The sequence below is a fragment of the Sphingomonas sp. genome (assembly GCF_041661825.1).
In the GTDB taxonomy this organism is placed as follows: Bacteria; Pseudomonadota; Alphaproteobacteria; order Sphingomonadales; family Sphingomonadaceae; genus Sphingomonas.
Map to the genome: position 1 here is coordinate 1,082,604 of NZ_JBAZTU010000002.1, position 18,662 is coordinate 1,101,265.

15 protein-coding genes are annotated in these 18,662 nt (G+C 66.3%); 7 read left to right on the forward strand and 8 right to left on the reverse strand.

What is annotated here, in order from left to right; all coding sequences use genetic code 11:
* Positions 1 to 18 precede the first annotated feature (18 nt).
* Entirely contained in the window at positions 19 to 1,803 is a 1,785-nt protein-coding gene (locus WC729_RS12340; RefSeq protein ID WP_372853063.1) for a long-chain fatty acid--CoA ligase, read from the forward strand.
* A 171-nt stretch (positions 1,804 to 1,974) separates the two neighbouring features.
* Here the strand turns inward: WC729_RS12340 and WC729_RS12345 are convergent, their stop codons facing one another.
* On the reverse strand, positions 1,975 to 4,893 hold the full coding sequence (locus WC729_RS12345) for a M16 family metallopeptidase (protein WP_372853065.1): 2,919 nt from the start codon (positions 4,891 to 4,893) through the stop codon (positions 1,975 to 1,977).
* 212 nt (positions 4,894 to 5,105) lie between these two features.
* Here WC729_RS12345 and WC729_RS12350 point away from each other — a divergent pair, with 212 nt between their 5' ends.
* Positions 5,106 to 5,966, forward strand: a complete 861-nt coding sequence (locus WC729_RS12350; RefSeq protein ID WP_372853067.1) for an aspartyl/asparaginyl beta-hydroxylase domain-containing protein — start codon at positions 5,106 to 5,108, stop codon at positions 5,964 to 5,966.
* Between the two features lie 458 nt (positions 5,967 to 6,424).
* Here WC729_RS12350 and WC729_RS12355 read toward each other — a convergent pair whose 3' ends face one another.
* The 3 genes from WC729_RS12355 to WC729_RS12365 form a co-directional block, all read right to left on the reverse strand.
* On the reverse strand, positions 6,425 to 8,023 hold the full coding sequence (locus WC729_RS12355) for a terminase (protein WP_372853069.1): 1,599 nt from the start codon (positions 8,021 to 8,023) through the stop codon (positions 6,425 to 6,427).
* Positions 8,004 to 8,426 carry a hypothetical protein gene (locus tag WC729_RS12360; RefSeq protein WP_372853071.1) on the reverse strand — a complete coding sequence of 141 codons (423 nt, stop codon included), beginning with the start codon at positions 8,424 to 8,426 and terminating at the stop codon, positions 8,004 to 8,006. The genes WC729_RS12355 and WC729_RS12360 overlap by 20 nt, the downstream gene beginning before the upstream one ends.
* A 576-nt stretch (positions 8,427 to 9,002) precedes the next feature.
* Positions 9,003 to 10,034, reverse strand: a complete 1,032-nt coding sequence (locus tag WC729_RS12365; protein WP_372853073.1) for a trans-acting enoyl reductase family protein — start codon at positions 10,032 to 10,034, stop codon at positions 9,003 to 9,005.
* A gap of 103 nt (positions 10,035 to 10,137) precedes the next feature.
* Between WC729_RS12365 and WC729_RS12370 the strand changes: the two genes are divergently transcribed.
* The 3 genes from WC729_RS12370 (at position 10,138) to WC729_RS12380 (ending at position 11,976) form a co-directional block, all read left to right on the forward strand.
* A complete protein-coding gene (locus WC729_RS12370; protein ID WP_372853075.1) occupies positions 10,138 to 10,764 on the forward strand; it encodes a TetR/AcrR family transcriptional regulator in 627 nt (208 codons plus the stop codon).
* A gap of 79 nt (positions 10,765 to 10,843) precedes the next feature.
* Positions 10,844 to 11,536: a hypothetical protein gene (locus WC729_RS12375; RefSeq protein ID WP_372853077.1), complete on the forward strand. Its 693-nt coding sequence runs from the start codon at positions 10,844 to 10,846 to the stop codon at positions 11,534 to 11,536.
* Complete coding sequence (locus tag WC729_RS12380) at positions 11,533 to 11,976, forward strand: nuclear transport factor 2 family protein (protein WP_372853079.1); 444 nt, start codon at positions 11,533 to 11,535, stop codon at positions 11,974 to 11,976. The genes WC729_RS12375 and WC729_RS12380 overlap by 4 nt, the downstream gene beginning before the upstream one ends.
* Here the strand turns inward: WC729_RS12380 and WC729_RS12385 are convergent.
* The 3 genes from WC729_RS12385 to WC729_RS12395 all read right to left on the reverse strand — a co-directional run bounded on the left by WC729_RS12385 (position 11,928) and on the right by WC729_RS12395 (position 14,621).
* A complete protein-coding gene (locus WC729_RS12385) occupies positions 11,928 to 12,896 on the reverse strand; it encodes a helix-turn-helix domain-containing protein (RefSeq protein ID WP_372853081.1) in 969 nt (322 codons plus the stop codon). The genes WC729_RS12380 and WC729_RS12385 overlap by 49 nt on opposite strands.
* Positions 12,897 to 12,965: 69 nt before the next feature.
* Entirely contained in the window at positions 12,966 to 13,523 is a 558-nt protein-coding gene (locus WC729_RS12390; RefSeq protein ID WP_372853083.1) for a dihydrofolate reductase family protein, read from the reverse strand.
* Between the two features lie 108 nt (positions 13,524 to 13,631).
* Positions 13,632 to 14,621: a zinc-dependent alcohol dehydrogenase family protein gene (locus WC729_RS12395; RefSeq protein ID WP_372853085.1), complete on the reverse strand. Its 990-nt coding sequence runs from the start codon at positions 14,619 to 14,621 to the stop codon at positions 13,632 to 13,634.
* A gap of 102 nt (positions 14,622 to 14,723) precedes the next feature.
* Here WC729_RS12395 and WC729_RS12400 point away from each other — a divergent pair, with 102 nt between their 5' ends.
* Together WC729_RS12400 and WC729_RS12405 are read left to right on the forward strand one after the other, a co-directional pair.
* On the forward strand, positions 14,724 to 15,623 hold the full coding sequence (locus WC729_RS12400; RefSeq protein ID WP_372853087.1) for a LysR family transcriptional regulator: 900 nt from the start codon (positions 14,724 to 14,726) through the stop codon (positions 15,621 to 15,623).
* Positions 15,624 to 15,724: 101 nt separating this feature from the next.
* Positions 15,725 to 16,495 carry a hypothetical protein gene (locus WC729_RS12405; protein ID WP_372853089.1) on the forward strand — a complete coding sequence of 257 codons (771 nt, stop codon included), beginning with the start codon at positions 15,725 to 15,727 and terminating at the stop codon, positions 16,493 to 16,495.
* Positions 16,496 to 16,502: 7 nt separating this feature from the next.
* On the opposite strand, the gene WC729_RS12410 is transcribed toward WC729_RS12405, so the two are convergent.
* Positions 16,503 to 18,575, reverse strand: a complete 2,073-nt coding sequence (locus WC729_RS12410; protein WP_372853091.1) for a TonB-dependent receptor plug domain-containing protein — start codon at positions 18,573 to 18,575, stop codon at positions 16,503 to 16,505.
* Between the last annotated feature and the right edge of the window lie 87 nt (positions 18,576 to 18,662).

Below are 18,662 nucleotides of genomic sequence, written 5' to 3' on the forward strand. Positions count from 1 at the left end.
CCCTCCCCGGGAGAGACCATGCGAACGCTCGAACATTTCCCCAACCTGGTCACCATGTTCTTCTCGCGCGCCCGCGAGAAAGGCGACAAGCCGTTCCTCTGGCACAAGGCGGACAATGCCTGGGTGTCGACGAGCTGGCGCGAGACCGCGGAGAAGGTCGCCAGCCTTGCCACCGCGCTGAAGGCGATCGGGCTCGAGCCCGGCGACCGCGTGATGCTCGTGGCGGAGAACCGCCCCGAATGGTGCATCAGCGACCTGGCGATCATGGCGGCGGGCTGCATCACGGTGCCGACCTACATCACCAATACCGAGCGCGATCACACCCATATCATCGGGAATTCGGCGGCGAAGGCAGTGATCGTATCGACCGCGAAGCTGGCCAGGACCCTGCTGCCCGCCGCGATCCGCGCGGAGCACGCCAAGATCATCATCGGCATGGAGGATATCCGCGTCGGCCAGTCCGGCTCGCTCGAGGTGCATGGCTGGTCGAAGCTGATCGCCGACCACAAGACCGATCCGTCCGCCGTCATCAGCACCGCGACGCGCGACGACACCGCCTGCATCATCTACACCAGCGGCACCGGCGGCGCGCCGCGCGGGGTGATGCAGCATCACGGCGCGATCCTGCACAATGTCGATGGCTGCTGCACCGTGATCAGCGAGGATTTCGGCTGGGAGGACGAGGTGTTCCTGTCCTTCCTCCCGCTCTCCCATGCGTACGAGCATACCGGCGGGCAGCATTTCCCGATCGGGCTGGGCGCCGAGATCTATTATGCGGAAGGGCTCGACAAGCTCGCCTCCAATATCGAGGAGACGCGGCCGACCATCATGGTCGTGGTGCCGCGCCTGTTCGAGGTGCTGCGCACGCGCATCTCCAAGGCCGTGGAGAAACAGGGGAAGTTCTCCAACTATCTGCTCGGCAAGGCGCAGGAGATCGGCGCCAAGGAATATGAGGGGCGGATGGGGCTGCTCGACCAGCCGATGAACCTGTTCCTCAAGGCGACGCTCAAGCCCAAGATCCAGAAGCGCTTCGGCGGACGGATGAAGGCGATGGTGTCGGGCGGCGCACCGCTGACGCCCGAGGTCGGCATCTTCTTCCAGTCGCTCGGGCTGACCTTCCTGCAAGGCTATGGCCAGACCGAGTCGGCGCCGGTCATCTCGTGCAACCGCCCCTCGGTGGGCCTGCGCATGGACACCGTCGGCCCGCCGCTCAAGAACACCGAGGTGCGCATCGCCGAGGACGGCGAGATCCTGGTGCGCGGCGAGCTGGTGATGCACGGATACTGGCGCAACGAGGCCGAGACGGCGCGGGTGCTCAAGGACGGCTGGCTGCACACCGGCGATATCGGCCTGATCGACGACAAGGGCCGGATCAAGATCACCGACCGCAAGAAGGACATCATCGTCAACGACAAGGGCGACAATGTCGCGCCGCAAAAGGTGGAGGGCATGCTGACCCTCCAGCCCGAGATCGTCCAGGCGATGATCTATGGCGACCGCAAGCCGTATATGGTCGCAGTGCTGGTCGCCGATCCGGAATGGACGCAGGAATGGTGCGCCAAGAACGGCGACGCGTGCGATTTCTCGCGCCTGGCCGAGAACAGCAGCTATCGCACTGCGATCGGCGCGGCGGTCGAGCGGGTCAACAAGGACCTGTCGGTGATCGAACGCGTCCGTCGCTTCATCCTGGCCGACCAGCACTTCACGATCGAGAACGAGCAGCTGACGCCGTCGCTGAAGATCCGGCGGCATGTGCTGAAGGAAGTGTACGGGCCGAGGTTGGACGCGTTGTACAAGGGGTAGGCATGCCCTTTGTTTGGCATGTCGAGACGGCAGGTTGAATCGATGACCTGAACCCTTCTCCCATCGGGAGAAGATGGCCCGAAGGGCCGGATGAGGGTGACCGAAAACAGGCCTTCGCCCTCACCCTTCCGCCGCTTCGCGGCTCCTTCCCTCTCCCGCTGGGAGAGGGATTTACTTCGCCGAGGCGATCGTCCCGGCTACCGACTTCGGCAGAACCTCCATCGTCCAGTCCGTATCGGGGCGCAGATATTTCCGCGCGGTTTCCTGCAGTTGCGCCGAGGTCAAGGTCGAGATGTCGCTGAGCACGCTGCGGAAGGCAGCGATGCGGCGCGGATCATAGGTCGCGCCTTCGAGGTTGAGCATCCAGAACTGGTTGCCGGTCGACTGACGCTTGAGCACCTCGATCATCGGGCCGATCGTCCGGCGCAGCTCGTCGTCGCTGACGGGGTTGGCGACCAGATCAGAAGCGATCTCCCGCGAGAGCTTGAAGAACAGCGGCAGGTTGACCGGGGCCACCTGGCCGACCGCCATCAGGCGGCCGCCGCTGGGCAAGCCGATCGGCCAGCTGCTCGACACATTGGGGCTGTAGCTCGCGCCCGCTTCCGAGCGCAGCCGATCGAACAGCCGGTCGCTGAAGATCGCGGCGAGCACATCGAGACGGCGACTCTCGGCGATGCCCTCGACCCCGCCGCCGGTCGGCCAGGCGATCACCGCCGCAGCCTGGTTCTCCGGGCCATCATGCGTGCGGACCACCGGGGTGACGTTGTGCGCAGGGAACCGTACCGGCGGCACCGGACGCGCATCGTCGGTGCGCGGCTTGAGCGCCCCGATGCTGCGCGCGACCGCGTCGATCGCCTTGTCGGTGCCGATATCGCCGAACACCTGAACCTCGATCGGGCCGGTCGCGAGCAGCGGCTCCCACAGCGCGCGGAACGCCTCGGGCGTGGTGTTGCGGATCTCGTCGCGGGTCGGGGTGCCCCAACGCGGATCGCCCGCACGGAGCAGGCCGTCCAGATCGCGCGCGAGCACGCCGTCGGGCGAGGATTCGAGGCCGGCATAGTTCGCCAGCACTGCCGTCTTGGCGCGGGCGAGCGGGCTCGGGTCCCAGGCGGGTGCGGCGAGCTTGGCCGCCATCAGCCGTAGCTGGTCGGCCAGGTCGCCGGGTGACGTCATGGCGGCGAACTGGAACGCATCGTCGTCGACGTCGAAGTCGAGGCCGATGCGGCGGCCGGCAGCCATCGCGTCGATATCGCCCTGCTTGAGCTTGCCGATGCCGCCGGCGATCAGCGCGAACTCGGCCGCCCAGGCCGGGCTCTCACGATCCGCCGGCAGCGCGTTGAAGCCCTTGCCGAACCGCACACGGACATAGACCCGGTCGTCCTCCGACGTGGTCGAATAGACCATCAGGCGGACGCCGTTGGAGAACTGGACCTGTTCGAGCCCGAATTCCGAGATCTTGCGGCGGCTGACGACCTTGGCCGGCGGCCCGAGCTTGGGCAGCTTGGAGAAATTGACCGCGGCCTGGGCACTGCGGATGCCGGCAACGCCCTTCACATCGGCGCTGAGCACCGCGGCGAGCTTCGTGGCGGCACCCTCTTCGGGCTTCTGTGCGCTGACGATTGCGCGGGTAGCCGTGCCCTCGAAGATCTTCCTGGTCGAGGCGAGGATCCGCGGTGGCGAGAACATGCCCTTGCGCCGCGCATCGAGGAACACGTTCTGGATCACCGCCGCGCTGGTCGTCGTCTCGCGGATGTCGACGGCCTGGACCATGTCGTCGGCGAGCTTGCTGCCGGCATCGGCACGCGCGGTATCGACCATCGTCTTGTAGGCGATGCCCTGTTCGGCGAGTTCGCGATCGATCTCGGCCTGGGACGGGGGTGAGGCCTGCGCGTCGGCGATCACCGCGCGCACATCCTTCATCGCTGCTTCCCAATCGTCGCCGACCGGCGCGACCTGAACGAAGGTGACATTGGCCGAACGCGCCGGATCGTCGAGGCCGACCCGGGCCGAGACATAGCTGCCCCCCGCCCTTGCCCGCGTCTCGAGCCGCCGGTTGATCACTGCCAGCGCGACCATGTCGACCAGGCGGTTCTGGTTGAAGATCACGGTGTCGGCGTTGAACTTCCAGGGACGCAGCACCGCGATCATCGCCATGGTCGGCAGGCCGGGTTCGACGATCGCCTTGGTGGTCGGCTGCTTCGCGTCGGGCACGCCGAAATCGGGCTCGGCCGGCGCCGGCCCGGTGCCGCGCCACGCGCCGAAATATTTGGCGACGAGGCGTTCGAAGAGCGCGGGGTCGAGATCGCCCGAGACGACGACGACGGCACGCTCCGGCCGGTACCAGCGGTCGTGGAAGGCCCTGACCGTGTCGGCAGTGGCTGCCTCCAGTTCCTTGGTGTGACCGATCGGCGAGCGATCGGCGAAAGGCTGGCCAGCGAAGAAGGCAGCGTTCATCGCATCCGACAGCCGGACCTGCGGGCCGGGCTGCTCGCGCTGCTCCGCCAGCACGGCGGGCCGCTCCGCGGTCAGCGCGGCGGGCGTGATGTTCGGCTTGCTCACCATGCCGGCGAGGATCTTCAGCGCGTCGTCGAGGCTCGCCTCGGACGCATTGGGCAGATCGAGCTTGTAGACCGTCTGGGTCGGCGTGGTCTGGGCGTTGCTGTCCGAGCCGAAGGTGGCGCCGAGCCGCTGCCACACTTTCTTGGTGTCGCCGTCGGGCACGAATTCGGAGCCGCGGAAGGAAAGATGCTCGATCAGATGGGCGTAACCAAGTTCGCTGTCCTGCTCCATCAGCGAGCCGGCGTCGATGCGCACGCGGACCGAGACCTGGCCCGGCGGCACGCCATTCTTGCGCACGGCATAGCGCAGGCCGTTGGTCAGCGTGCCGAAGCGCCAGGCGGCGTCGGGGACGATGTCGCTGCCCTTGTACAGCCATGCCTCGCGGCTCGCGATGTTATTGGAGCCCGGGACGGGCACAGGATTCGAGCCCGTATCGACGGCGGGAACGGTCTGGCCGCTGACCGTCGGCGACAGGCCGAGCAGCAGCGAGGCGATGAGCGACAGGCGCAGCGCGCGCGGGGTTACATGCATGAATCGATCCTAGCGGCGTAATCGGGCCGCGGCCAGCGTTGGTGTCGGCAAGCTGAACCTGCCGTGAAACACCACGCCGCCGCCACGATTTGGACGAACACGACCGATAACGATTCGTTCGTCCCGTTGTTCGGGCGAAAGATCGACCGCGCCGCATCCTTGGCTTTTCCGGGCCGTTGCAGCGCCAGTAGCGTACGGAGGCGTGGTAGCAGATGGGCGTCGAGACGAGACCGGACGCGGGCGCTTTGTGGCGCAAATCGGGCAGGACGCCCCCACACGGTTCGCGAATCCCCGATCTCACGGTGATCTCGGGCGTGCCGAGCCCGAAGCCGAAGCTGGAGGCGGAGCGCAACCGGCCGCTGATCATCAGATATGGCAAGCATCTGCGCGGGCTGTTCGACCGGCTGATCGCGTCGTCCTCGCTCGTCTCGAACGATCCGGTGCTCGACGTGCGCGACTTCGCCTGGACGGCGCTGCTGCGCGAGCATTGGCAGGACATCCGCGAGGAGGCGATCTCGGTCGCGCTGCAGGGCGATGCCTCGCCGAGCCTGGCCACCATCTCCCCCGATCACCGCGCCATCGCGGCGGTGAACATGTGGCGATCCTTCTTCCTGTGGGGGTACAGCTACCCGATCGAGGACAATCTGGCTGAGTGCCCGAAGACCGCGGCGATCGTCGCGCGGATCCCCGAGCTCAACAGCGCCTTCTTCTCGATCCTGGCGCCGGGCACGCATATCCCGGCGCATCGCGGCGTGACCAAGGGGCTGATCACCTGCCATCTCGGCCTGATCGTGCCGCGCGACGGCGATGTGCGGATGCGCGTGGACGACCGCGTGGTGCGCTGGGCCGAGGGCGAGACTTTGGTGTTCGACGACACCTATGACCATGAGGTGTGGAACGACACGGCCGGCACGCGGGTGGTGCTGCTGATCCAGTTCGAGCGGCCCCTGAAGCGCCCGGGCAAGTGGATCGCCGACCTGTTCCTGGGGATCGTGCGCCGTTCCGCCTTCGTGCAGGAGGCGCGGGACAATATCCGGAGCTGGAACGAGGCAGTGAAGCAACTCGACATGTGACGACATGGGCATTTTTCTAAAGTCATGACGGGAATGTGAGAGTCGGTTTACGTGTTTTTTTCGGGGCTCTCATTCGGGGTCTGGTGACGGTTTAGCACATTTTTGTTCAGCGTTATTGCGCACTGTGAGTCATGTTTCTTCTACTATTGGACCAATAGCGATTCTCGCTACTTTATTTTTACTTGCACAATGTGAGAGTCGGTTAAGGAGCATTTGGATTTACTGTCGCGAGCGTCGTGCGCGATGATCGCGTAACCATGGCCAAGCCGGCCCAGTCCCTTCCGACGCAGACACTTCCCCGGCGAAGGCCGGGTCCAGTTGGGGGACGCCGGCGACCAATGTGGCGCGCCATCGCTGGAACCTTCCCGACTGGGCCCCGGCCTCCGCCGGGGAAGCAGAAACTGGTTGATGCGATCAAGTCCGGGGCGACGTTGCGGGTGGTGGGGCGAAGAAGACCCTCATCTGAGGTCCCGATAAAGGTCTTGAGCGTCCTCCCTCAGCTCCCGGTAAATGTCGTCATTGTCCTCGTACAGCTCCCGGTAGATGCTGGCGTGGATTTCGTCGTCCGTCTCCTCGCGCTCGTGCCGGCGGCTGCGCGGTTCGGGCCAATAGGGATTCTCGCGAGGGCTCACGGGCTCGGCGAAGGTCAGGGCCAGCGCGTCGGCATCGTCGGGCGACGCGAGGCCGCGGGCCTTCATATGCTCCTTCTTCTCGAGCAGGATCGAGACCTGGTCGGCGGCATAGCCATATTCGACACCGGTGAGATCGGTCGCCAGCGCCTCCTCGTCGGGAATGGCGCCGCCGGCGAGCCAGCCGCGCATGTTGGTCCACATCTCCGAGCGTTTGTTGGCAGTCTGCACGCGCAGCTCACCGGCCCAGAGCGCATCGCGGCCCCTGGCGCCGAACCACACTTCATGGACATTCTCGACGCCCAATTGCCGCAGGCGATCGATCACCGCGGCGCCGATATTGCCGGCATCGACGAAGATCGCGTCGGGCTTCAACGCCTGGGCCTGGAGCGCGACGTCCCCGGCAAGCGCCATCGCATCCGCGCGCTGCCAGCGTTTCCACGGGCGCGAGCGGGCATCGCGACCGCTGCGGATCGCGAGGGTCGAATGATCGTCGCCGAAGCGCGCGCAATCGAGGCCGAAGATCAGCGGATCGGTGGTGAGGCCATAGACCTCGCGCACCCGGGCCTGATCGACCAAAGCGGTCGAGATGAACTGCATCGAGGAGGCAGTGGGGAATTGCCCGCGCACACGGACCCGGACGATGTCGCTGTCCTCGCCATAGGTCGCGACCAGCTCGTCCAGATAAGCCTTGTTGGTGCCCTCGACCGTGCGGCTGTCGATCTGCGCGGCGTTCCACAAATGGCGGTGGCGATTGAAGCAATCATGGAACGCGCCGCTGTTGAGCGTGGGGTTGCCGAAGGCAAGGAAGACGATCTCGGTCTCCTCGTCAGTGAGCGCGCCGAGCGCCACCTCCCACACCTTCGGCGCGATGCCCGAGGCTTCGTCGAAGATCAGGATGATGCGCTTGCCCTGGTTGTGCAGGCCAGCGAACGCATCGGTGTTGACCACGCTCCAGGTGACGAGATCCGACCGCCAACTGCGATCGCGGCCCGTCTGGACCGAGACGAGCGAGGTCGCGGTGGCGCGGAACCAGTCCCGGGTCATCGACAGGTTATGCCATTTCATGATCTCCGGCGCGGTCTTGGTGAGCAGTTGGCTCTCGGTGTTGGCGGTCGCGATGATGCGCGTATCGACGGCGGTATCGAGGCCCCATTTGATCAGCATCGCGATCAGCGCCGACTTGCCGATGCCATGGCCCGAGGCGCGGGCGATGCGACAGGGCGTGTGGCGGGTGGCGGGGTTGGCGAGATGGGCGGCGATCGTCGCCATGACCTCGCGCTGCCACGCGCGCGGGCCGCGCAAGCCGGTCAGCGCGCCCTTGCCCCAGGGATAGACGAACTTCGCATGCGTGAGCGGATCGTACCGGAACCCGGCGATGTCGCGGCGCAGCCGGCCGGCATCCTGCTCAGCCTTGCGCATCGCCATCCTGACGGTCAGCGACGCGCTGCCACGCCTCCTCGATGTCGCGGGCGAGATCGCCGCCATCGTCGCGGGACTCGTCGAGGCGCCACCGATCGGGGCGGCGGATGCGGAGCCATTGCAGCGCGGTGCGCGGATCGGCGAGGACCACGCGCATGTCCGGCTCGACCCTGTACTGGTAGCCGACCGCGCGCCGGTACAGCGCATGCTCGACGCGATCGTCGGCCTCGCCCTTGCCGAGCGCGATGGCGGTAGCGAATTCGGGATGGCGGTGGCGCCAGCGATGGAGCGTCGCGAGGCCGATACCGAGGCGGTGCGCCACGTCCTTGTCGCAGGCGCCACGCTCATAGGCGCGGCGGGCCTCCTCGGCGAAGGCGGGCTTGTAGCGGGTGGGGGGTCCGGATTTCATGCGGACGGGGATAGGCGGTTTGGGGTGGGATTTGAATCGATGGGGGTGTTGGGTGGGGGTTCGAGAGCGGGTGATGTGAAGGGCCCTGTTCGGAGACCGTCACTCAATTATGGTGCCTCACCGATGGCGTGCAGTTCAGTCCAATGCACTCCACACGTGTCACCGTAACTCATGTCATAATTTATGGTCGAATCGACGCAGCCCCCATACCTACTGTTGACAAGAAATATCCTTCAGACTCGTCTGAAATCAGTCCGAGGAATTTTACTATAACACTCCCGTCGGCGGCGGATTTCTCGATATCAGACGCGAATGTAATAAACGGAACCGCTACCAACGGATGGTCAAATGTCTCATACCTGACCTTATACAGCTTATTTCCAAGAAATTCTAAATTATTAAACGGGTCTATCTCAATAAAAGATGCATATATCTCAGTAATCGTTGGATTATCGCAAAAAGTTATTTCGATATCACGTATCGATATACGCTTCCATCCTCTCACGCCCTATTCCTCCTCTACATCAATGTGACATCGTCTCGCCCAGAGTGACAGGACTTAGAACCGAAACGGTGCTATTGCCTGAAATTATTCTCGGAATCAGAAGCTATTGCGCAGCCGAGGGCCCCCAGGAAATCCGGCGCATCGAACGCGGCACCCGGCGCCTGCACGCCGACTCCCTGGAACCGCCCGTCGAGAAGGCGCTCCACCGCTTCGCAGATCAACGGGGCGGAGAAAGCGTAGATGTCCTGGCCCTGAGCGGCGATTCGGCGTCGATCCGCCCCGCGCGTCACCACCGCTTCGACCAGGAAACGCTGCGCCGATCGCCCGCTGGCATCCACTGCCACTGGTGCGGGCGTCGCCGGATCGCGGATGTCGTTCAGCGCGGTCTCGTTGAGATGGGTGTGGAGTGTGCCTGTCCGCAGATGGCGGGAAATCAGGATCACCTCCGAGAAGGGCAGCTCGACCACGGTCTGCCGGGCAAAGGGAGGCGGGAAATCCCAGGCCCTGGTCGCGGCGGGCAAGGCGATCGGTACGAGTGCCCCCTGCTCGATCGCGAGGCGCGGCGCGGTATTCCGTGCCCCCGTGATCCGCGTACCCCGGGTCGGGTGCCAGCTATCCAGCGCGATGCCGATCTCGATCGCATCGGCCGAATCCCACTCTCCCATGGCGCTGGTGACGAGAAGGTCGGCAAGGCCGCCATAGAAACCCATCGCCGGGATCAGGATGACGCCGGCCCGGCGCGCATCGGCATCGAACCGGTCGAACAGGGCGCTGGCACTGGCCTGCTCGGCGGTCACGTCGAGATAGGGGATACCCGCTCTTATGGCAGCGGCTGCCACGGCCTCGGCCGTCTCGAGAAACGGGCCGGCGCCGTTGATCACGGCAGCAGCGCCAGCGAACGCCCGGTCGAGCGAGGCCGGATCCTCGATCGACGCGACCCGGCGCTCGACACCCTCCAGCGCCGCAAGCCCGGCGGCATCGCGTCCAACGGCGATCGGCGTCAAACCCCGGCGCAGCAATTCGGCAATAACGAACCTGCCGGTATGTCCCGCCGCGCCGAAGACCGCGACGCGGTGCCCCTTCCGGCTTTCCATCCCATCCATGACCTTTTCCCTTTGCGCTACAGACCTGTCTGTTTTTGTGATACGTACAGGTCTGTAGCGAGTCAATCGCCGATATGATAATCGGGCCTGACTGGAGATTCCGATGCCGAAGCCCGCCACTACCCCCGACATTCAAAGCGCCGATGTGAAGGAGCGCATCCTGGAGACGGCGTCGGCGCTCTTCTATCGCATGGGGGTGCGTGCGGTGGGCGTCGATCTGGTCGTCAAACATGCCGATGTCGCCAAGACCAGCCTCTATCGCCATTTCGGGACGAAGGACGACCTGATCGCCGCCTTTCTCGAGCGTGAGGATATGGATTTCTGGAGGACCTGGGACATGGTGGCCGATCGGCACCGGGACAATCCGACGGCCGAGCTTGACGCGCATCTCGACTGGATCGGCGAGCGGGTGGGCCGCCCCGCGTACCGGGGCTGTCCCCAGATCAACGTCGCCGCCGAATTCCCCGACGGAGACCACCCCGCGCGCAAGGTCGCGGCCGCTCACAAGCGGGAGATGCGGCGGCGATTGCGGGATATCGCCGAACGACTTGGGGTCGCGCACCCGGACGCGCTTGCTGGCCAGCTTGCAGTGCTCATCAACGGCGCCTTTGTCAGCGCGCAGCTGTTCGAGCCCGGCGAGGCCACCCCGCTACTGCGGCAGGCGGCCCATAGCCTGATCGGCCGGCGCGCGCCTGACCTCAGCCCGTCCAGCACGAACGCCTTGATGTAAGCGCTGCTTCGGACCTGTCTTTTCCGAAAGTCGGCTGACTGGCTCTGCGCCTAGAGGGGTGCGGGGAGGCTGGCTGCTGGTGACAGAAGATCGAGCGAGATGGGTTCGCCGCGGGGAAAGCCTTGGCTGGTACGCGCTGCTGATCGGCTCGGCGGGCCAGGCCGCCGCCGGCGCGGCGAGTGACGGAAGGGGCGCCGCTTTCGGCGCCGTCTTCGCTGGTCTGGCCGCGATCGTTGCTGCCTGCCGACGGGGGTGGGCGTGGCCGCTCGCCCTGTATTGGTTGACGAGCCTGGCGCTGAGCCTGCCGTTCGACGGCGCGGCGATCGCACGCCCGACCGCCTGGGTCGCGCCGGCCGAGGCCGCCCTTCTCGCGCTTGCCGCAGCGGCCGGCGGTGCGGTGATCGGCTTGCGCCGGGTGCTGCCGATCACCGCCGCGATGCTTCTCCTGCTGTTCGGCGGCATCCATCTGTCGCAGGGCCCCGCCATCGCCGCGCTGACCCCGGCCTGGCTGCCGATGCGGTCGGTTGCCCCCTATGCCAGCGGCCTTGCCCAGATCGCCGCCGGCCTGTGGCTCGCGGTTCGCCCGTCGCGCGGGCCGGCCTGGACGATGGCCGCGATGTACTTGAGCTGGCTGCCGCTGATCCATCTGCCCCGGCTGCTGGCCGAGCCCGGCGACGCGAGCGAATGGCGTTTTGCGGCCATGGCCCTCGCGCTTGCGGGCGCGCTCATCCTTTCAACGAAGCGATCCGACCGTGAGGAGATTGTACGATGATCTTTACCCTGCCCGTCCCCCCGCCGCCGTTCATCGGTGCCCGCGCCACCGCCGACGCGGCGGAGGTTGCCGAGCTGGATCGCCGCTTTCAGCTTGCGGTGAAAACCAACGACGTGAAGCGCATCGACGCGATCCTGCACCCCAGCTTCGCGCTGATCCTGGGTGACGGGACGGTCGTGACGCGCGACGAGATCCTCCAGGAAGCGCGGCAGCGGGTCTACGAGTATGAGATCCAGGACGAGGACCCGGGAACCCAGATGGTGCGGGTATGGGGCAGCACCGCCGTCGTGACCGCGCGCCTGCGCATCAGGGGCAGGGGCAAGGACGGGCAGCCCTTTGCGCGCCTGCTCTGGTTCAGCGACACCTATGTGCGGACGCCGAGGGGATGGCGTTATGCGTTCGGCCAGGCCTCGCGGTCGCTGCCGTTCCGCGAGTCCTGAGGCGAACCGCCAAGGGCGACAGTCCAGTCGATCGGCCGGCCGCCATTGCGCGATGCCCGAAACGCCCTTGGCGTGATCCCGAAGACCGTGCTGAACGTCGCGGTAAAGTGCGCATGGCTCGAATAGCCGAGATCGAGGGCGAGTTCCGTGATGCTGGCGCAATCCGGAAGCAGGAGCAGCGCCCGGCTGAGCCGCAGGCGCGTTTGATACCGATAGAGCGGAAGGCCTTCCTGCCGCCGGAAGATCTGGGTCAGATAGACCGGCGTGACGCCCAGGTCGCGGGCGATCTGCTCGAGCGAGAGGGGCTCGGCGAAGCGGTCGTGCAGGATCTCCTTCGCCTTTTCCACCAGCGGCGAGGGCCGCGGCGGTGCCGCCGAGCCAGTCCCCATCGCCACGGCCAGCAGATCGATCGAGGCTTCATCCCGGCCGAGTATGGTCGATATCGGGTTGAAGAGGATGTCGTGCACCATCAGCCGCGTTCGATCGTCCATCGAGGTGACGATCGGCGCCACATCGCCGCCGGCCCGCCTGGACAAGGCGCGCACCTCGTCCAGCAGCGCCGGCGACGGCGTAAGGATCGCGCTCGCATGTCCGACACCCTGCACCGGATGCGTTTCGAACGCCTCCTCGCCGCCCCTTATCCGCAGGATCGCATTCGCGTCGATCAGGCGCTCGAACGACCCGACCCGCCAGCGGAACACACCGAAATACGGGAAAGCGAACTGGTCGTTCGGCGCATAGTCGCGACCCAGCGCCTGCGCGAAGGGCAAGGCGCTGTCCTCGATCAGGAGCGAGGGCGAATCGTGGACCGTTTCGCGACGCCAGGCGACGTCTCGCACCGGATCGCCGAACGCGCTGATCGTCCCTGGAGGCCAGCGTGCCGGGACGCCGGCCTGAGTCAATCGACTGACTGAATGCACAATGCCCGGACCCTGCCACGACCTGTCATTTGCGACTTTCGGATTCTTAAGCTGTGCAAGGGCGTTCGGCTATGGCGCGGGCGCAGCGCCCTGGCGGGCGAGAATGACCCCGGAGGCGAAACACTGCGTTCCGAGGAGCCGAAAATGGCGATTGGCCGCACCGTCGAAGAGGTGGGGGCCATGGCCGGCGGCGATGGGCTGGAGCAGAAAATGGTGCTCGTCGACCAGACCCAGCTGGGTGAGCGACGACCCCAGACCCGGGCTGCCGAAGATGAGAATCCGGCCCTGCTCGTCCTTCAACCTCCGCACCGCGTCCCCGACATCGCCTTGCACGACGGAGGCGTTCCAGCTGACCTGGTCAAGGGTGCGTGTGACCACGAATTTGCGCTTCGCGTCGAGCTTGCGCGCGAAGTCGATCAATACCTCGTCGGTCTCGGCGCTCTCGCCTCGCGCCACAAGCGGCCAGTAGCTTTCGAGCAGTTCGTAGGTGGCGCGGCCAAACAAGAGGCAATCGGATTGATCGAGAACCTCCGTGGCATAGGCATGAAGTTCGGCGTCGGCGACGACATGCATATGGTCGCAGCATCCGTCGAGCGTCACGTTGATCGACCAGGTGAGCTTGCCCATGCCTTCTTTCTCCGCAGCTGATCACATTCCATCCGGCCTGATCGCATAATCGATTTCGTCCGGGTATCACCAGCTGCGGAATGCCGAGCTCCGATGTGCCGCCGCCGTTCAAACCGTCACGACGACCTTGCCGAATTGGTCGTTGGATTCGAGGAAGCGATGCGCGTCGACGATCTGGTCGAACGGAAAGCTTCTGGCGATGATGGGCCGGAGCGCGCCGGAGCCCAGCCCGTCCAGGACAAAGGCCTTGGCTGCCTCGAGCCGGACCGGGTCGGCGACGATCTCGTGGATGAGATAGCCGCGCAGGGTCAGGGACTTGCCCAGCACGGCGAACAGCGGGAAGGGCGTCGGCTCGGGGCTCAGGGCGCCGTATTCGATCAGGATGCCGCCGCGCGCCATCACCGCGGTCAGGGGGCCGAAGGAGGGTCCGCCGATCGGGTCGAACACCACGCGTACGCCTTCCGGGCCGGTTATGGCGCCTAGCCGGGCTTCGAGATCCTCCTCATCGGACACCACGACATGCGCTGCGCCGGCATCGATCAGGGCCTGCTTCTTGGCGGATGTGCGCGTGACCGCGATCGGAGTCGCGCCGACCAGATTGGCGATCTGGATCGCGGCGAGGCCGACGCTGCTCGATGCGGCGGTGATGACGACGAAGTCGTCGCGGTTGAGGTTGGCGATGTCGACCAGCGCGCCATAGGCAGTGACATATTGCATCCAGGTGGCGGCGGCCTCCTCCCAGCTCAGCGATGGCGGGTGCCGGACGACCAGGTCGGCGGGGAAGACGGCCAGTTCGCCATAAGCGGGCCAGCGGACCATCGAGCGGGACGGCACCACGCTGACGGCGTCGCCGGGGGCAAGGCCCTCCACGCCTTCGCCGACCGTCTCGACCAGGCCCGCTGCCTCGAGGCCGAGGCCGGACGGCAAGGGCGCGGTCTCGATATAGATGTTCGTCCGCAGCATCGCCTCTGCGCGGTTGAGGCCGAGCGCCTTGACGCGGATGCGGACTTCGCCCGGACCGGGATTCCGGACGTCGGCATGTTCGATCCGCAGGACCTCGGGGCCACCATAATCGTGAAAGCGGACGACGCGCGGCATGGGGCAAACTCCAAATCAGATGACCTGAATTGGCTATGACGAGGAGCGAACGCGCGATAAATGAGGCGATCGACAGAACAGTAGAAACCACAGGTTTGGAATATGGATCGCCTCACCAGCATGGCCGTGTTCGTCAAGGCGGTCGATCTGGGCTCGTTCGCGGCCGCGGCGGCAGCGCTCGACCTGTCCGGGCCGATGGTCGGCAAGCATGTGCGATTTCTCGAAGACCGGCTGCGTGTGCGGCTGATCAACCGCACCACGCGCCGCCAGAACCTTACCGAGTTCGGGCGCGCTTATTATGATCGGTGCCGCATCGTGCTCGCCGAGGCCGAGGCAGCGGACGCCCTTGCGGCCGACCAGTTTTCCGAACCGCGCGGCAGGCTGCGCGTCACCATGCCGGTGCATTTCGGCCGGCGCTGCGTCGCCCCGGTGCTCTTGGCGCTGGCACGGGACCATCCCGCGCTCGAGCTCGATCTCTCGCTCAGCGACCGCATCGCCGACCTTGCCGAGGGCGGTTATGATCTCGCCATCCGGACCGGCACGCTGGAGGACAGAGCGGGGGTGATCGCGCGCCGCATCGCCCGCCAGCGCATGATCGTCTGCGCGTCGCCCTCCTATCTCGAACGGCATGGCGCGCCGCGGCAGATCGCGGATATCGGCGCGCATCAGGCCGTGGTCTATGGCCGGTCGGGCCGGGCGCGCCCTTGGCTGTTTCCCTGCGACGACAGGGCTCCGGTGGAGGTCATGCCGGCCAGCCGGCTGCGGTTCGACGACCTGGATGCCATCGCCGACGCGGTGACCGACGGCATGGGGCTTGGCTGGCTTCCCTCCTGGCTGGTGCGTGAACGGCTTCAGGCGGGCGCGCTGGTCCAGCTCCTGCCGGATCAGCCGGAATTTCCGTACGACTGCCATGCGCTGTGGCTGCAGACGCCACATCTGGCGCGGAGGGTCCGCCTTGCCGTGGATGCGCTGGCTGCGGCACTGCCGGGGTTGATGGACTGAGAGGCTGGCGGCGGCAGTTCGGCTACGTAACCTGTCGCCGAAATACTACGGTTGTTGCGCGGCCGCTTCGTCTTCCTGAGTCAGTACGGGAGGATCACCGCATGGCCGCCATCTCCGCGCGCTTCGCCTGTTTTGCCCTGGTCGCAAGCCTTGCCTTGGCTGGCTGTGGCGGCGGCGGGACGCTGACGCCCTCCCCTACTCCGGCGCCGACGCCGACCCCGACTCCGCCGGCGGCGGACCCAGTCACGCTCGGCTTCACCTTCGCCGCGCAGGATCCGGCCTGGACTTCGGCTTATGCCGACTACACGATCGGTATGGAGCCCTCGCTCGCCTTTTCCGCCACCTGGGAACAGCTGCCCAGTCCGCTCCAGGCATCGAGCGGCCTGCGCCACTTCAGCCGCAACGTCTCGGACGATCTGTTCATGTATGTCTGGCGGCGGGTCGACGGGCTGCGCCCGGCCACGCGCTATCGCCTCGGCCTGACCCTGACGATCGCGACCAATGCGCCGCGCGGCTGCCCGGGCGCGGGCGGTGCGCCGGGGGAAGCCGTGACGGTGAAGGCCGGACTGCTCGCCGAGCCGCCCGCGCACCGCACCGATTCGGGCACGATGGTGCGGACCGCCTTCGACAAGGGCGATCAAAGCCAGGCGGGCGCCACCTCCACCGTGCTGGGCAACCTGGCCAAGCCCACAGGTGTCTGCGGCGATCCGCCGCTCTATGCCGAGAAGACCCTGACCGCCGATGGCACCGGCGTGAGCGCGACCAGCGATGCGAGCGGGCGGTTATGGCTCTATGTCGGCACTGACTCAGGCTATGAGGGCCATACCGCGCTTTATTATCTGCACGGCATGGCGACGCTGACGCCGCAATAGCGTGCGATCAGAAGCTCTTGCGCAGCCGCATCATGAAGAACGGGTCGAGCACCGCCGTCCGCCGCTCGAACCCGGAAATGTGGCCGGCGCTCCGCGGCCCGTCGAAGCGGATGCGGTCGCGGCTGCGCTGGCGGAAGGCGATGTTCTCGACCTGGAGGCGCAGCGAGGTGCCCGGGCGGGGCGTCCAGTCCCAATAGATCTTGGCGAGCGGATCGTTCGACGCGCTTTCGGTGCGGATCTCGTTGATGCGGTAGGAGCGTTCCCTCCAGCCGAAGAAGACGTCCGCAGTGAACACCGATTTGAGCGCGGGCAGTTCCTTGATCAGCGAGATATCGCCGCCGGTCGGGCGCTGATAGGAGATACGGCGGGGCACCAGCGTCACCGGATCGGTCACCCGCGACCAGCGCAGGGCGCCGTTGAAGCGCAGCAACAATCCCTGCGCACCGAAGCGATCGAGCGGGAGGGTCAGCGCGGCCTTCGCCTCCTGCCGCGTGCCATTGCCGATATTGCCCGGCGCGTCGAAGCGGCCGTCGATCGGCACCAGATCGATGGCGTTGCTGATCGCCGCGTGGCTGGCGGTGAGGGTTAGCGCGCCACGCGACCAGAAATGACGCTCGATCGCTGCCTCGATCACCCAGGCCTGTTCGGGCACGAGATCGGGATTGCCGGCGTTGACGGTGCCGGTGTCGAGCGAGGCCGTGCTGGCATAATCCTCGAAATCGAGCTGGCTGACGGTGCGTTCGGCACGCAGCCGGAGCTCCCAATCCTTGAACGGCGCGATCGTCGCGTTCAGCCGAGGCTTCCAGTAGCGCAGGGTGAGCGCGCTGTCGGTGTCGCCCTGTTGCGCGATGGTCGAGGTCTCATAGGCCAGATTCGCCTCGAGCGTGCCTTCGGCCCAGGCCTGCCACCGCGCCGACATCTGCGCCTCGACGCGGCGCTCCTCCACCCGGACATTGGCCGAAGGCAGGATGACCGGCACACCGCCGCGTTCCAGCGTGTTCTCCGCATCAAGAAAGTTGAAGGCGCGCTCCACGCTGCCATCGAGCGTGAGGGTTTCGGCCGGGAGCCAGGTCGCAGCGGCGCGGACGACGGATTCGCCGGCGAGCGCATCTTCGGTCGAGACCTGCACGGGTGAAAGGCCAGTCGAGATCGAGTTGCTGGTGTCGTGCTCGCGGCTTTCGAGCGCCAGCAGGCGCAGCGTCAGCGCGTTGCCGAATTCGCGCTCGTAATCGAGGCTCGCCGCGAACTCGTTGCTCTGGAAGCCAGTGATGACCCGCTCGTCGAAATGGTTGCCCGCCGTGTCGGCGAGATCGGAGAGGTCGCGGCGGTCTTCATGGCTGAGCTCGCCGCTGAGACTCAGGCGGAAGAAGTTCGGGCCGGTGCGATATTCCGCCGCGCCGTTGCCGGCGAGCAGCCTCCGGTCCCAGGCTGCCTCGAACGTGCCGAAGCTGGTCGGCGCGCCGTTGCGGTCACGGCGCGTCAGGCGGCCGGTGCCGGACGCGCCCTGATCCTTTTCGTCGCGATACTGGATCGCGCCTTCGAGCGACAGACCGCCGCGGACGCGCGATCCCTCGATCCGGGCGATGCGCGCGGGGGTGTGGTCGCCGTAGAATTTGGTCATCAGCTCGACTGCGGCCGAGGACATGCCCCCTGCCCTGCGGATGACGTTCGCGACGATCGGGCGGCCCTGCATGTCGACGCCCGGCGCGCTGCCGCGGATGACGTCGATGCGCGTCACATCCTCGACCGCGATGCGGCGCAATATGTCGTCCAGCGCCAGCGACTTGGTCGAGGGGCGCTGGCCGTCGATCAGGATGTTGCCGCTGGCGCCGGACAGGCCGCGCTGGCCGGTATCGCCGCGTTCGTAGGTGAAACCCGGGATGCGCAGGATCATGTCGAGCGCATTGGTCGGCTGGAACTCGGCGAAGAAGGCTGGCGGCCAGGTGGTGACACGGCCGCCATCGTCGGCTTCGGTCACCGGCGCGGCGCTGTCCGGGACTGGTGCTTCCTGGGCGCGGAGCGGCGCATCGTCGAATGCCGCAAAGGAAAGGCACAGACCGGCAATCAAGCGACGCGACAATGCCATTCCTCCCCCATCCCGATATTTGGATGCAGGATTTCCAGAATGTATGCAAGATTGGTTGTGCAGGAAGCCGGTCAGCGCGCG

Coding starts and splice junctions, on each gene's coding strand:
- WC729_RS12340 (WP_372853063.1), top strand. CDS start 19: ATGCGAACGCTCGAACATTTCCCCAACCTGGTCACCATGTTCTTCTCG.
- WC729_RS12400 (WP_372853087.1), top strand. CDS start 14,724: ATGGATCGCCTCACCAGCATGGCCGTGTTCGTCAAGGCGGTCGATCTG.
- WC729_RS12370 (WP_372853075.1), top strand. CDS start 10,138: ATGCCGAAGCCCGCCACTACCCCCGACATTCAAAGCGCCGATGTGAAG.
- WC729_RS12380 (WP_372853079.1), top strand. CDS start 11,533: ATGATCTTTACCCTGCCCGTCCCCCCGCCGCCGTTCATCGGTGCCCGC.
- WC729_RS12405 (WP_372853089.1), top strand. CDS start 15,725: ATGGCCGCCATCTCCGCGCGCTTCGCCTGTTTTGCCCTGGTCGCAAGC.
- WC729_RS12395 (WP_372853085.1), bottom strand. CDS start 14,621: ATGCCGCGCGTCGTCCGCTTTCACGATTATGGTGGCCCCGAGGTCCTG.
- WC729_RS12390 (WP_372853083.1), bottom strand. CDS start 13,523: ATGGGCAAGCTCACCTGGTCGATCAACGTGACGCTCGACGGATGCTGC.
- WC729_RS12350 (WP_372853067.1), top strand. CDS start 5,106: ATGGGCGTCGAGACGAGACCGGACGCGGGCGCTTTGTGGCGCAAATCG.
- WC729_RS12345 (WP_372853065.1), bottom strand. CDS start 4,893: ATGCATGTAACCCCGCGCGCGCTGCGCCTGTCGCTCATCGCCTCGCTG.
- WC729_RS12355 (WP_372853069.1), bottom strand. CDS start 8,023: ATGGCGATGCGCAAGGCTGAGCAGGATGCCGGCCGGCTGCGCCGCGAC.
- WC729_RS12360 (WP_372853071.1), bottom strand. CDS start 8,426: ATGAAATCCGGACCCCCCACCCGCTACAAGCCCGCCTTCGCCGAGGAG.
- WC729_RS12365 (WP_372853073.1), bottom strand. CDS start 10,034: ATGGATGGGATGGAAAGCCGGAAGGGGCACCGCGTCGCGGTCTTCGGC.